The sequence below is a fragment of the Acinetobacter baylyi DSM 14961 = CIP 107474 genome (assembly GCF_000368685.1).
GTDB lineage: Bacteria > Pseudomonadota > Gammaproteobacteria > Pseudomonadales > Moraxellaceae > Acinetobacter > Acinetobacter baylyi.
Genome location: NZ_KB849627.1, coordinates 154716 through 168775, shown reverse-complemented (window position 1 = coordinate 168775; position 14060 = coordinate 154716). Strand labels below are relative to the sequence as shown.

Genomic DNA, 14060 nt, shown 5'->3' with positions numbered 1-14060 from the left:
GTTAAATCTCTAGGCAATAAAATCAGAAATAAGAGAGGCATTTATGAATCGTGTAATCGCATGTATCGATTCTTCTCCCTGTATTAATGCAATTGCTGAAGCTGCTGCTTGGGTGGCAAGGCAAACAAAGCGAGAATTGGTTTTACTACAAATATTGGATTACTATCCTGCAAGCTACCATTTGGGTGAGATTAGTGGCGTGATCGGCTTTGAAAGCAATGCAATGCTACTTAAAGAGCTTGCAGAGCTTGAACAAAAACAAAGTGATCTAGCTATCGACTATAGTAATAATTTGCTCAAGCATATCTCAGATATGATCTTAGAAAAATATGGAATACAAAGTACAAAAATTCAAGAAAAAGGCGATTTTTTGGAGCAAAGTTTTAATGTATTAAGAGAAACAGATTTTGTCATTATAGGTAAAGTTGGCGAACGGGCGGCAGAAAAAAATAAACCAATAGGCAGTAATGTAGAAAATTTTATTCGAGGTGCCAATTGTACAGTCATGACAGTAGGTGAGCATTTTAAAATACCAACACGTTTTATTTTCGCATATGAATATTCACCTACATGTTTAAACCTTATGCAACGAATCGCACAAAGTGATTTGCTCAAAACCTTACAATGTCATTTGTTATATGTAGGTGATCATCCAGAAGTATTAAAAGATCCAGAAGAATTTTTGAAAAATGCAGGTTTGGATGTAATAACAGTATATCGTTATGGGGATGTCGCTGAAAATATTCTAGAGTATCAGAAAGAACTGGGTATTCAGATGATTGTACTTGGGGCATTTAGTCATAGTAAGATCCATCAGTTTTTCTTGGGAAGTATCGCAACGTCTATTTTTAGAAATGCAACAGTACCATTGCTTGTGGCAAAATAGAAAAAACTAGTTATCCGCAAATGTTGTGGATAACTATATGGAAAAGCATGAAAATTTGATTTAGGTATTTGTTTTTTAAGTGTTTAAAAGTTAAGTTTAATTTTTAAACACTATTTCACAATCGCAATAGCGAAACCGTCATGACCTTTGCTACCAACTGTCTGTAAAGCAGTACAAGATAAAAGTTGAGGATGGTTTTGCAGTGCCTCAAAGGTCAATCGGATGCCTTCAATGCTCGGTCTTTGATTATCTAGATCGATTAGAGCACCTGCACGAATAACATTATCAAGCACGATAACAGTACCCGAATGTGATAATTTTAGACTTAAATCGAGATACTCAGGGTAGCTTTGCTTGTCAGCATCAATAAAAATAAAATCAAAAGGTTCAAATGTGTCAGTGTCAATCTTGGATAATATATCAGCAGCCCTACCGACTTTTAACTCAATATTCACGGGTAAATTTGCATGGTCGATATTTTGCTGAGCTAAAGCAGCATGCGTATCTCTACCTTCAATTGTCATCAGATATCCATCTTTGGGAAGCGCACGAGCTAACCAGATTGTACTGTACGCAGCAAATGTTCCTAACTCAAGTACACGTTTGCATTGATTCATCTGAATAAGCATTTGAAGCAACATGCCTTGATTGGGGGCAACAGCAAGATGATCTGGAAAGCCCTGATCTTCTGTATTTTGAAGTGCGAATTTGAGATTTGAATCCTCTGGGATTAAATTTGATTCAATATAATGATCAATGTCTGTCCACAGCTGTTGCATAACAAATTATACCTTTATCCGATAATGGATGATGCATTTTAAAACTTGCAATATTTTATGAGATTTCAAAACGAAAGGAAAAAGTTTTTAAAAACAAATAAAGTATCGACGTTAAATAATTAACATTTAATTGATCAGATATACTTAAAGTTTTCAGTAATTACACATTGAACTGTTTCGGCTATGGTCTGGCCCCCATGTACGATAGCCTTGAGTGTCAATATGAATTTGACCTGAACTGTACAGACCTAGTCCCATATTCAGACTTTGTCCATGTTGATTCCAAAATTGGCAAAGCTTAAATTTGGTATTTTCAATAAAAGCATAATCTTGCGGTTGAGGAATTTCGGGACCAATACGAAAATCGATAGCCGAATTAAACAAATGCCGGGAAGAATTCGCGCCACCAGCACACTGATTTAATGGTAAATCACGATAAACAGATGTCACCTCAAAATCAGTCAAAATTTTTGCTGCCACTAAATATTTGAGCACACGTAATGTAGGAATGGCATTATTCCAAAGCTCTCTATTGGGAACCGCATATTCGGATCGTCCACATTTTTGCCAATCGCGAGCTGTTTTCAATAATTCGTAATTTGGAACAATATTTGCTACATCGTTTCGTGATAAAAATTGCTCATATTCTTGTATTTGTATCCGATTAGACGGATTTTGCAGCCAATTCAAATAAGAGTTTGGTGTTACTTTAGGGCGAACAGGACGTTCTATAGTCACAGTTTCCTGAGGAATATGAATACGATGTCCCTTTGGTAAGTCTAAGATTTTTCCTTTTTTTTGAGGAGCAGTGGTACAGCCAACCATCATTATCGGGATGATACTTATTGCAAGAACACCCTTCAAAAACTGAGACATAATAAAATCAACAACTTATTCTAAGCTCGTTATTTTAGTGCAAAATGAAGAACAAATTTTGAAAATTTTGCAATCAAATGTTGATTTAAAGTATAAAAAAAGATCAGCTAATGCTGATCTTTTAAATTACTTCTCTAAATACTGAAGTTTATCTGGTTTACCATTCCATTCTTCTCGATCAGCAGGTTGGTCACCAATTTGTGTGATATTTGGCCATTTTTGTGATAGGTCAGCATTCAGTTCAATAAAGACTTCCTGGCCTTCAGGCAATTCATCTTCAGAGAAAATTGCATTTGCTGGACATTCTGGTTCACATAAAGCGCAGTCAATGCACTCATCTGGATTAATCACCAGAAAGTTAGGACCTTCATAGAAACAGTCAACTGGGCAGACTTCTACGCAATCTTGATATTTACATTTAATACAGTTTTCAGTGACAACAAAGGTCATGGCGACAGCTACCTAAAAAATATGGTTTTCATTAAAACTGGCCTATTTTAGGCAAAAAAGGGGGGTACGAACAATTCCTTTTATTGATATTTGTTATCTAAAACCATGAAATGGATTTAAGTGGCTGATATTAATTAATTTATATTGTGAATTTAATTGTCTGGAGTGTCAAAAGATAAGCAAACCTAAACCAATAAAAACATACAGTTAATCTAAACTGGATGTGTTGTAAAAAATGAATCGATAAATACACCCAATAAATTTTTTTCCGCTCACTTTTGACTATTGGCTATAAAATATTGTTATTAAAAATTTTTTATGTTATCAGGATGAATGAGGGTAAGGGTCAACTTCCTGATGTGGTTCCTGAGATAACAATTCTATAAATGGCTCAGTCGTCTGATGTGTCAGTAAATAAGGATTAAATTCGTCTATATGATATTGCTGAAAAAAATCTCGAAGCTTTTTATTTAATGGCGCAAATTTCATACTCCATTTTTGAAAAAGTAACTCATTTACAGCTTTACAGGACAGTATTTCACAGTTTTGATGACGAGAATCTTTAATAATTCGATTATAAAAAACATCATAAATGACTTTTTCTTCACCTTCTAGACATTGGACAAAATAGCCATTTCCATAATATAGAACCCCTTTAATTTTATTTATTGAGTTAAAACGTATTGCTGTTGTCAAGATTTCCATTAGGTCATGTTTTATTTCATGATGTTGTTTGGCGGTTTTGCTGACATAAAGCAATCTAACATAGGCCATAGAAGTTCCTTGAACAGTAAAAGTATTTTGATTTTTAGAGTATTATTCAGCCTAAATATAACAGAATATTCAATTAAATAAACGGTGTTTATAAGCTTATAATTTGTATATTTTTCTTATACAGCATCATTTTTTATATTTTGAATCACGAAAAGAAAAAACTCTTTAAAAATTATATATTTTACCATTTGATAAAAATAAGTAGCACGATGGCTACTTATAGTTGATGAGAAAAAACTCGACTGTTTGAGCGTAATTAGTGTTCCAATTGATCTTTGAGTTGATAAAGTGCTTCAAGTGCTTGTCTCGGCGTTAAACTATCAACGTCAAGTTGTTTAAGATGATCAAGCACAGGAGAGGTCTTTTTAATCTCAATTTTCGTTTCATCAATTTGAGGGAGTTCTGGTATAGCAAACAAATCGTTTTGTACCGCAGTTTGAAAATATTGCTGTTGTTGCTTTTCCAGAATTTTTAAACGTTTTTGTGCTTCCTTGATCACGCTTGCAGGTATACCCGCCAATTTTGCAACTTGTAATCCATGACTTTGACTCGCTGGGCCATGCTGGACTTTATGCAGCAGAATAAGATTACCATTCATTTCTTTTGCCGTAACATGATAGTTGTCGATAGCAGATTCACTACCTAACTCTGTTAGCTCAAAATAATGTGTGGCAAAGAGGCATAAGCATTTAATTCGTTTGGTTAAATCGAGTACACAAGCCCAAGCAAGTGATAAACCGTCGTAAGTGCTGGTTCCACGCCCAACTTCATCCATTAAAACCAATGATTGATGGGTCGCATGATGTAGAATTTGAGAGGTTTCTGTCATTTCGACCATAAATGTAGATTTACCAGTCGATAAATCATCTGCCGAGCCAATACGTGTAAAGATACGGTCAATTGGACCAAGCTTGGCAGATTTTGCAGGAACATAGCTACCACAATAGGCCAGTAAACTGATTAAAGCAGTCTGACGCATGAATGTCGATTTACCGCCCATGTTAGGGCCAGTAATGATAGCCATGCGATGCTGACTATCTAAAAAGGTATCATTTGGGGTGTAAGGGGTTTTACTCAGTGCTTCAACAACAGGATGACGACCATCATGAATTTTAATACCAATTTCTGGGCTAAAATCAGGACGGTTCCAATTTTGCAAACGCGCCTGATGAGCAAAGTTGGCCAATACATCAATTTGGGCAATTGCAGAACTCATCATTTGTAGGTTGGCGATATTTTTTTTCAGTGTCTCAAGCAGACTTTCAAATAACAGTTTTTCTCGTGCAAGTGCACGTGATTCGCTTGAAAGAACTTTATCTTCAAAACTTTTAAGTTCAGGCGTGATATAACGTTCTGCATTTTTTAAAGTTTGACGACGAATATAATATGCAGGTGCTTGTTCTGCCTGAGCACGTGTCAACTCGATGTAATAACCACTGACACGATTGTAGCCAATTTTTAAAGTTGGGATTCCACTTGACTCACGTTCCTTTATTTCAAGATCAACAAGAAATTGACCGGCATGATCGCGGATCTTACGGAGTTCATCTAGTTCGGCATCATAACCTTCTGCAATGACATTTCCATCTCGAAGTAGAACAGGTGGGTTTTCTACAATTGCTGACAATAACAATTGATGCAAATCTTTAAAATCCCCAAGCTCATGATCTAGCTCATTTAGAAGTTTTGAAGATTTTGTTTGAATTGCAGGTAATAGCGCATGCCTTAAAAATGGAATCTGAGCACACGCCTGACGTAATTGTACTAAGTCACGTGGTCGTGCAGTACCTAAAGCAACGCGGCTTAATACCCGTTCGATATCTCCAATTTCTTTGAGTACCAAACGCACTGGTGATTCATGATAGCCAATTAATAATTGTTCAGTTGCATCAAGTCGTGCGTCTAAAATAGCAGTATCACGTATTGGCTGCATAAGTATGCGACTCAGTAATCGTCCGCCCATTGCCGTTTGACAATCATTAATCAAATTGAACAGTGAAGTTCCATGCTCAAAGAGTGGATCAATAATTTCCAGATTACGGCGGGTAATTGGATCAAGTGCAATAAAATCAGTGCTTTGTTCCAATTGAATTGAACGAATATGCGGTAATGCTGTTTTTTGAGTTTCTTTTGCGTAATGAATTAATGCAGCCGCAGCCGCTTTTGCAAGTGGTAAATGATCAATTCCAAAGCCAGACAAAGTGGTTACACCGAATTGATCACACAGGGTTTTTTGTGCATTGTTTAGATTGAAGTCAACATTAGGACGTTTGGTAATAGAACATTCAATTTGTTTTTTGATTTGCTCTAAAATGTTTTGATCAACCAGATCTTCATCAACCACAATTTCACTTGGCATGAGGCGGGCAAGTTCAATGTAGAGTTGTTCAGTTTTAAACTCATGCTGTTGAACTTTAAATATACTGGCACTCAAATCCAGTAATGCAATCCCGATTTTATTTTGCTGAATACAAAGTGCAACCAGATTTGAAGATTGATAACTGCCAAGCAATGCGTCATCTGTAATCGTACCTGGGGTAATAATGCGTACAACTTTGCGTTCCATGGGGGCTTTACAGCGAGAGCCTGCGTTCTCGCCTTCACCTACCTGTTCACAGATAGCAACAGTTTGTCCTGCTCTAACTAAGCGTGCCAAATATCCCTCAGCAGCATGATAGGGAACACCTGCCATAGGAATGGGCTCACCATTAGCTTTACCACGATGCGTGAGTGTAATGCCTAAAAGTTTTGCCGCTTTTCGTGCATCATCAAAAAAGAGTTCATAGAAATCACCCATGCGATAAAAAAGTAAAGCATGTTGGTGTTCCAGCTTTACCTTAAAATATTGCTGCATCATAGGTGTATACGAGGAAAGGTCAGCCATTGTTTCTGTGCTATTCATGTATCTTAAATCCTTAAATTTAAATAATAAATAAGTTAACTTTGAAAGTTTGGCTGTATAACCAATTCTAAGAACTTCTACAGATATCTCGCTTAATCTTTGAAAATGCGCTTTTGCATGTATTTTACAGATCAACAATGAAGCCAGTAGTGTGTTAAGTGTTGAACTTAAATATTCACGATTGCCATCTTAACAAATTGAGACTAATTGACAAAAAGGATTCTAAGATGAGTGAGGAAATAACGAACAAAAAGAAAGTGGCATTATCAGCGCGTGCAGTAGATAAAATGAAGATTGGAACCTCAGATAAACGTGATATTGGGGAATATACTGGTTTAAGCGTTACTTGTAGAAAGATGGGCCTTAGAAGTTTTGTCTATCGGTACAGAAGTCCATTGGATAATTCATTAAAGAAAATTACTTTGGTGAATTGATACATCATTTAAATGCCAGATAATGAATCTACTCATGGTTAAATAATGTTCAAATTTGGCATCTCTGGATGCGTCTTTCTGAATGAATAATATCGAATAAAAAATTTTGAAGGATAATCATTTTGTAAGTGAATAAAAATATACCGTATAGATTAAAGTCAATTTTCATATTCAATGATCTTTAGAATGTATTATTTACTCAATGTTGTAAAAACAACAATGATTTAAAAAAATGATGGAATATAAACATTTCCAATCCTGCTATATTTGCATAAATAATTGAAAATAAATAATAAATTAAATTGGCATAAAAGCTGCTCAATGTAAGTGATGAAAGTGGAATTATCCTAAGGAATCCGTATGTCACTTGTAGTAAATAAAAAAGAAAATTCTAAAGAATTTGTAAAAAACATCCTGTCTGAAATTTGGGTCACTCGATGTCCAGTACCTACAGCAACAGGTATTTCATTAAAACGCGGTACTTTAGTTAAAAAGTTTGAAAAGCACGGTATTGATGTTGCCGTCTTGCAAGATGCGCGTAAAGGTTTATCGGTTCATCATTTTGATCACCAATTGCCAGCTCTTTTTCGAGAAGGTGGAAATGTACCTGCATTAGCTGCGCGTTCTGAAGGTGCTCCAAGCCGACTGATTGGTTTGACGTGGATTGATGAATGGCAAGTTATTATTGTTCGACCTGATTCAGACATCAGCCAGCCAGAGCATTTACTAAATGCGAAAGTTGCTTTACCGGAATACGCTGATAAACGAGCTGGCAGTATATTTAGGGCCATGTCATTACAAGGTATTCGTGGTGCTTTACAGCTTGCCAATCTTAGTTTTCGAGATGTAAATTTCATTGAAGTACCTGAACGTGCAGGGCGTAAAGAGAATCGTGATGCAAGTCAATATTGGTCGGGCCTTGATGCATTAATTACAGGTCAAGTAGATGCCGTTTATGTGAAAGGCGCATCCGCTGTTGAGGCAGCAACAAAACGCGGTTTAAAGGTTGGCATTGATTTAGATCAATTTCCTGACATAACCTCTCGTGTGAATAATGGAACGCCACGTCCCATTACTGTTCATGAAGATTTGTTGGAAGATCATTTTGATGTAGTAGTCGATTTTCTTGAAGAACTATTTGATACAGCAGATTGGGCACAAGATCATTTAGATGAGGTACTGACCATACTTCAAGATGAAACAATTGCGGGGGCGGAAAGTGTTGCCACAGCTTATCGCAATAATTTTCATAAATCATTGCATCCTTCGTTAAGCACAGAACGATTAGAGCTTTTAAAACAACAAAAAGATTTTCTTTGGTTGCATGGCTTTTTAGAGCGAGATGTCAATATTGATAATTGGGTTGATCATAGACCATTGCTCGAAGTTTTAAAACGCCGCCAGAATAAACAACTTTAATGGAATATTAGTTATGACAACACTTATACAAACTCCTCTTTCTAATGCAGTAAATAATTTTATCGATTTGAACCGAGAAAAAGCTGAATTTGCTTTTGAAGTATTTCGTGAAACTAAAACAATCACGGCAAATGGAACAGTGAATTTTGTTGAACGTGGACCTGATAATACCTTGATCACTTTTAACTATGCTGGGCCTTGGTCCAAAGACAAAAAAAGTAAAGTATTGGTTGAAACGCTTGACGGTGAAGTTTTATTAGGCAGAAAAACTGCAGGTGGTCGATACAATAAGCTTTTTCGCGAGCATGTGGATGTCACAACAATATCCCATGTACACGCGCCGAATTTGGGTGCCTGGGCGCAAACCCATCGTACTTTACCGATTCGTTATGTGCCTGTTCAACGCTTCCATTTATTTAAAGAGTTGCCAGTTTATATTGATCGTCGTCAAGCCGAAGTAGATTTTATTTTAGATCAGCTCAAAGTTGATATTGAATATCGAGCCATCTTGGAAGCTAATGGTGGAGCAACTGTATGGGGACGCCAAGGACTACAAGAAACTGCTGAGTTTATTTTATTGCTTGAAGAAGGTGCTCAAATTCAGCTGCTTGCGGAGTTAATTGGTGGAAGCAGAGAATATGGACAAGGGGTTTTACATCAGCAATGGAAGATGAGCGGATTGACTGAAAAAGCAAAATCTCTAGGCTTACTTCCTCTGAATAATTAGATAAAGATTTAAAAATAAAGATCGAGAATACTATGGCTGTAAAACTTTTATGGTACCTCACTTCTCCAGACGGGCCATATCCTTGGTTGGAATCTGGACGGTGGGATACGGATTACGAACACTTGCAACAGATTGCGATTACTGCGGATCGACTTGGTTTTTATGGTTCACTGATGGGGACTAGCGAGTATGAAACAATTGCTGTTGCTGCAAGTTTAATTCCATTTACTGAACGTTTAAAGTTTCTAGTTGCTCAACATCCTGGAGAAGTCCAACCAGCAGTTCTGGCAAAATATGCCCAAACTTTTGATGCATTTTCTAAAGGTCGTTTGTTATTTAATGTCGTTAATGGAAATGATAAAGGCTTGGCAGCTTTAGGTATTCACTATACGCATGATGAGCGTTATGACTTTAGTAAAGAGTACTGGAGTGTATTTCAGCAAAACTACTTAGGGGATACCTCGGGATTTGAGGGCGAGTTTATTCAAATTTCTCCGCGCCTAGATAGTGGATCACCAATGTCGAGATGGCGTGGCCCGACCCAAAAACAGGGAGTTCCTCTATGGGGAGCAGGAACTTCTGCCAAAGGCGTTCAGCATTCTGTTGAATTATTAGATGTTTATTTAAGCTTCGCGAATACACCGCCGTTACTTGGAGAAAAGTTTAGTAAAGTTGCGGCCGAAGCAGCAAAAATTGGCCGAACTTTAGAGTTTGGTACTCGATTACAAATTATTGTTCGGGAAACAGAAGAAGAGGCTTGGCAATACGCTCAGTCATTACTTGACAAGATTGATGTAAATTATGCAATTGAAGCCGTTAAACGACAGCTTCCTCCAAACGAAAGTTTTGAAAGTTATCGAAGTGATAATCCATCTATTCAAGAAAACTTAGAGCAATTACGTCGAGGCATTTTGCCTCAAGCTAAAGATTTTGAAATTTATCCTAACGTTTGGACTGGTCCATCTTTATTTGGTTTCGATATTTTAAATCCTGCCGCAGGGACTGCTTTAGTTGGTAGTGCTGAAAATATTGCCAAACGGATTAAAGAATATGAAAGCTATGGCGTATCAGCTTTTATCTTGTCAGGTTTCCCTCTAATAGGAGAAGCCTATCGTGTAGCAGATTTATTGTTCCCATTATTGGAGCTTAATCATGGTTTTGAGTTGCCTAAGCTAAATAGAAATTCATCTATTGATTCCCACTTGAATCAAGAAGTCGTGGTTTAAGGGAGAAGGTATGAATAAAATTACCCGTAGGGAACTCATTAAACAAACTGGATTAGGTGTTGGTGCTTTTGCTGCAATCAGCCTCACAGGATGTTCTAAACCTGATTCTTCATCCTCTGAAAGTACTACTGCCGCTATAACCCAAAGTGATACGCCGAAAAAAGGCGGTGTGATCAAAATTGGAGTGATCAATGGTAACCAAGCAGGTAATCTCGACGCGCATAAACCAATTGGTATGTCTAGTGCGTTTAGAGGTTGGCCTTTGTACGCGAAGTTATGGGAATGGGGTAGAGATATTCAGCCAAAACTTGCTCTTGCTGAATTTGCTGAACCCAATGATGATGGGACGAAATGGACTATTCGTCTAAAAAAAGGGCTTGAGTTTCATCATGGTAAAACCATTTCAGCTGATGATATCATTTTCTCTTTAAGACGGTTAACTGACCCCAAACTTGCCTCACCATTTGCAGCTTATCTTTATTCTTTACAAAGAGATGCAATTAAAAAGCGTGATGAATACACTGTTGAAATTCCTTTTTCTCAGGGAAAGGGATTGGTTGCTTTACCAGAAGCGTGGATGAGCTGGGGTGGTATTGTTCCTACAGATTATGATCCAGTTAAAAATGTAGTTGGAGCTGGCCCATTTAAGCTTGAAAGTTTTACACCTGGTCAGCGTTCACGTTTTATTCGTTTTGAAAATTACTGGAAAGAAAATCAACCTTATGCAGATGCAATAGAAATTATTGATTTTAAGGATCAGACAGGGCGCCTTGCTGCTTTGCAATCCGGCCAAATTGATATTGCCTCTGGCGTAAGTGCTGAGCATATTGCTCTAATTCAGTCTAATAAACGGCTAAATCTAGTTTCATCGGAAACCGATGCTTGGCAATCATTTGATATGAATACGTCTAAAGCACCGTTCAATGATGCTCGGGTACGACAAGCTTTTAGATTAATTGCTAATAGAGACGATTTAGTTAAAAGGGCTTTAGCTGGACAAGGAAGAGTCGCAAATGATCTTTATTCATTTAGCGATCCTGTATATGACCACAATATCGCTCAACGAAAGCAAGATTTGAATAAAGCCAAGCATTTGCTTAAAGAAGCTGGTTTTAATAACAGTTTAAAGGTCGATTTATATACAGGGCCAGATAGCAATGCCGCATTAGTTTTTGCTCAACATGCTGCTCAGGCAGGTGTCATTGTTAATGTTAAACAGGTTGAAGCTGCTACTTTTGCGGATGCTGTAAAACAAGATTGGGCATTTAGTACAGGCTCGAACGTTTCACGTCCTTTCTTATTAACAGTTTTGCAAATTGATGGGCCGGGTGCGGCAAATAATAAAACTCGATTTAAGAATGAGCGTTTTACCGAACTAGTGCATGCGGCATTGCAACAACCCGATTTAGAAAAACGAAAAGTTCTGGTTCACGAAGCACAGCATATTCAACATGAGCAAGGTGGTTTACTCATTTGGGGGTTTAATAATGTCCTTGATGCACATTCGAACCAAATTGGTGGTGTAACACCTGATCGCACTGGTTTCGCTGCATGGCGTACAGATGAATTCTGGCGCAGAGGGTAACCGATATGACAATTCAATCCAGCAAAATAGAAGCATCCATTCAACAACCAGCAATTACCAAGTCATTTGAATTTCCTGCATGGTTACCTTGGTTTTTGACACGTTTGGTGTCAGGGATATTGGTTGTTTTTGTTATTAGTCTCGTTGTCTTTATTGCGACACAAGCACTTCCATCTGACCCAGCTCGCGTCATTTTAGGACCAGAAGCATCTGAAGCGACGGTACAAATACTTCGTGAACAATTGGGACTGAATGATCCGATATTGCTTCAATACTGGCATTGGTTGAGTCAATTATTGCAAGGTAATTTTGGGCAATCGATTGATTCCAACGTGCCTGTTTTACAAATTATTCAGAATTATTTTGGTAATACAGTTGCGCTTACGAGTCTCGTAATTGTTGTTACTGTACCGCTTTCAGTCGTGTTAGGTGTGTGGCTCTCGCTTCATCGTGATAGTAAACTCGACCGAATTGTTGTCTCAAGCTCTATCGTTTTTAAAGCAGTGCCAGGATTCGTCATTGCGATTTGGTTAATGATGTTTTTTTCAACATCGGTTTTACACGTATTGCCTGCTGCATCGCTGTTAATTCCTAATGAGTCGCCTTATAGTCAATTAGAGTTTTTAATTTTACCAATTTTAACTTTAGCTTTATCACTCACACCTTATCTAATGCGCTTAGTACGTGGTTCTATGATTGATGCATTAGAGTCAGAATATGTAACTTCTGCACGACTGCGAGGTATTCCTGAGCGCCGGATTATTTGGAAACATGTTTTACCTAATGCATTGGTTCCTGTGGTACAGGGTACAGCATTGACCATACGAGTTTTGCTGAGTGGTGCTCTCATTATTGAGGTGGTTTTCAGTTACCCTGGCATTGGTAATGCGCTCAATGCAGCAATTGAAATGAGAGATATCCCGACCATCCAAGCAATCGTTTTATTGCTCACCATTTGTGTGGTGATGGTTAATTTAATTGCAGATTTAATCACGACTTTACTCACTCCAAAAATACGAACTGCAAAAAGACATAAAGCACGTTCGCCAGGACGCCGTCAGGCATTACGTTTATGGAAATCTGGCCGACCAATTACGGTAAAACCTGTCGATCGTCGCAATGCTCTAAAGAATATTCAGCAAGGAGGTGGGAAATGAGCTCACTTCATTGGTATCAAAGAAACTTTTTTCAAACATTAATCCGTGAAAGACAAGTACGTTTTGGCTTTGTAGTTACAACTCTAGTTTTGATTTTTGCACTGGTTGGACAATTCTTAGTTCCCTTTGAGCCCACTGCATTGGTCGGCTTGACTTATGGACCACCTGAAGAAAAATCATTTTTAGGTTATGACTATATTGGTCATGATGTTTGGTCACGTGTACTTGCTGGCGGTGCTTCAATTATCTGGATGACACTGGCTGCCAGTTTGGTCGCATTAGTGATTGGTTCTAGTTTGGGCATACTCGCTGCTTTTGCCCGAAATAAGATTGATCAGTTCGTAACTTGGCTGACTGATGTTTTTATGGCCTTTCCTGATCTTATTTTGGTCTTACTTATTGTTTCGATGTTAGGTCGACAGCCTTGGCTCATTGTTTTAACAGTTTCAATTGCTTTTATTCCTGGAGTTGTACGTCTTGCACGAAGCGTTGCACTTAACCTAGTGGAACAGGAATATATCGAAGCTGCCCGAATTCTTGGTTATTCAAAAACTTATATTCTATTCCGTGAAATTTTACCCAATATGTTGACACCATTACTCATTCATCTTGGTGTGATGCTGACATGGGCAGTGGGGATGTTATCAGGTTTGGCTTTTCTGGGTTATGGCGTGGCACCTCCAGCAGCAGATTGGGGGCTCATGATTAATGAAAATCGCGCTGGTTTATTAGTTCAACCATGGGCCGTATTTACTCCTGTCATTTTAATTGCTTTGTTTGCACTTGGAACCAATGTATTGGCAGAGGGCGTTGGACGTGCAGCAGCTCGGATTGAGGAAAAATAA

Annotated in this window: 13 protein-coding genes; 8 read left to right on the top strand and 5 right to left on the bottom strand. The window is 37.8% G+C overall.

The window, feature by feature from the left end; genetic code table 11:
• Window positions 1-43 precede the first annotated feature (43 nt).
• Window positions 44-886: a universal stress protein gene (locus tag F952_RS07855; RefSeq protein WP_004925320.1), complete on the top strand. Its 843-nt coding sequence runs from the start codon at window positions 44-46 to the stop codon at window positions 884-886.
• A gap of 110 nt (window positions 887-996) precedes the next feature.
• Here the strand turns inward: F952_RS07855 and F952_RS07850 are convergent, their stop codons facing one another.
• The 5 genes from F952_RS07850 to mutS form a co-directional block, all read right to left on the bottom strand.
• Window positions 997-1665, bottom strand: coding sequence for an O-methyltransferase (locus F952_RS07850; RefSeq protein WP_004925318.1), 669 nt, complete (start codon window positions 1663-1665; stop codon window positions 997-999).
• Window positions 1666-1818: 153 nt separating this feature from the next.
• Complete coding sequence (locus F952_RS07845; RefSeq protein WP_004925315.1) at window positions 1819-2541, bottom strand: D-Ala-D-Ala carboxypeptidase family metallohydrolase; 723 nt, start codon at window positions 2539-2541, stop codon at window positions 1819-1821.
• A 126-nt stretch (window positions 2542-2667) separates the two neighbouring features.
• Window positions 2668-2991: a ferredoxin FdxA gene (fdxA, locus tag F952_RS07840; protein ID WP_003650851.1), complete on the bottom strand. Its 324-nt coding sequence runs from the start codon at window positions 2989-2991 to the stop codon at window positions 2668-2670.
• Between the two features lie 324 nt (window positions 2992-3315).
• Window positions 3316-3765 (bottom strand): BLUF domain-containing protein, encoded by a 450-nt coding sequence (locus F952_RS07835; protein ID WP_004925310.1) that lies wholly within the window; start codon window positions 3763-3765, stop codon window positions 3316-3318.
• A gap of 256 nt (window positions 3766-4021) precedes the next feature.
• The gene (mutS, locus tag F952_RS07830; RefSeq protein WP_004925309.1) at window positions 4022-6667 is read right to left on the bottom strand and encodes a DNA mismatch repair protein MutS; all 2646 of its coding nucleotides are present in this window, start codon (window positions 6665-6667) and stop codon (window positions 4022-4024) included.
• Between the two features lie 227 nt (window positions 6668-6894).
• Here mutS and F952_RS07825 point away from each other — a divergent pair, with 227 nt between their 5' ends.
• The 7 genes from F952_RS07825 (at window position 6895) to F952_RS07795 (ending at window position 14060) form a co-directional block, all read left to right on the top strand.
• Window positions 6895-7101, top strand: coding sequence for a hypothetical protein (locus tag F952_RS07825; protein ID WP_004925307.1), 207 nt, complete (start codon window positions 6895-6897; stop codon window positions 7099-7101).
• Between the two features lie 360 nt (window positions 7102-7461).
• On the top strand, window positions 7462-8520 hold the full coding sequence (locus tag F952_RS07820) for an ABC transporter substrate-binding protein (protein WP_004925304.1): 1059 nt from the start codon (window positions 7462-7464) through the stop codon (window positions 8518-8520).
• 13 nt (window positions 8521-8533) lie between these two features.
• The gene (locus tag F952_RS07815) at window positions 8534-9247 is read left to right on the top strand and encodes a class II aldolase/adducin family protein (RefSeq protein WP_004925301.1); all 714 of its coding nucleotides are present in this window, start codon (window positions 8534-8536) and stop codon (window positions 9245-9247) included.
• 32 nt (window positions 9248-9279) lie between these two features.
• Entirely contained in the window at window positions 9280-10473 is a 1194-nt protein-coding gene (locus F952_RS07810) for an LLM class flavin-dependent oxidoreductase (RefSeq protein ID WP_004925298.1), read from the top strand.
• Window positions 10474-10483: 10 nt separating this feature from the next.
• Window positions 10484-12058, top strand: coding sequence for an ABC transporter substrate-binding protein (locus F952_RS07805; RefSeq protein ID WP_004925295.1), 1575 nt, complete (start codon window positions 10484-10486; stop codon window positions 12056-12058).
• Window positions 12059-12063: 5 nt separating this feature from the next.
• Complete coding sequence (locus F952_RS07800) at window positions 12064-13215, top strand: ABC transporter permease (protein WP_004925292.1); 1152 nt, start codon at window positions 12064-12066, stop codon at window positions 13213-13215.
• Window positions 13212-14060, top strand: coding sequence for an ABC transporter permease (locus F952_RS07795; RefSeq protein ID WP_004925289.1), 849 nt, complete (start codon window positions 13212-13214; stop codon window positions 14058-14060). Before F952_RS07800 ends, F952_RS07795 begins: the two co-directional genes overlap by 4 nt.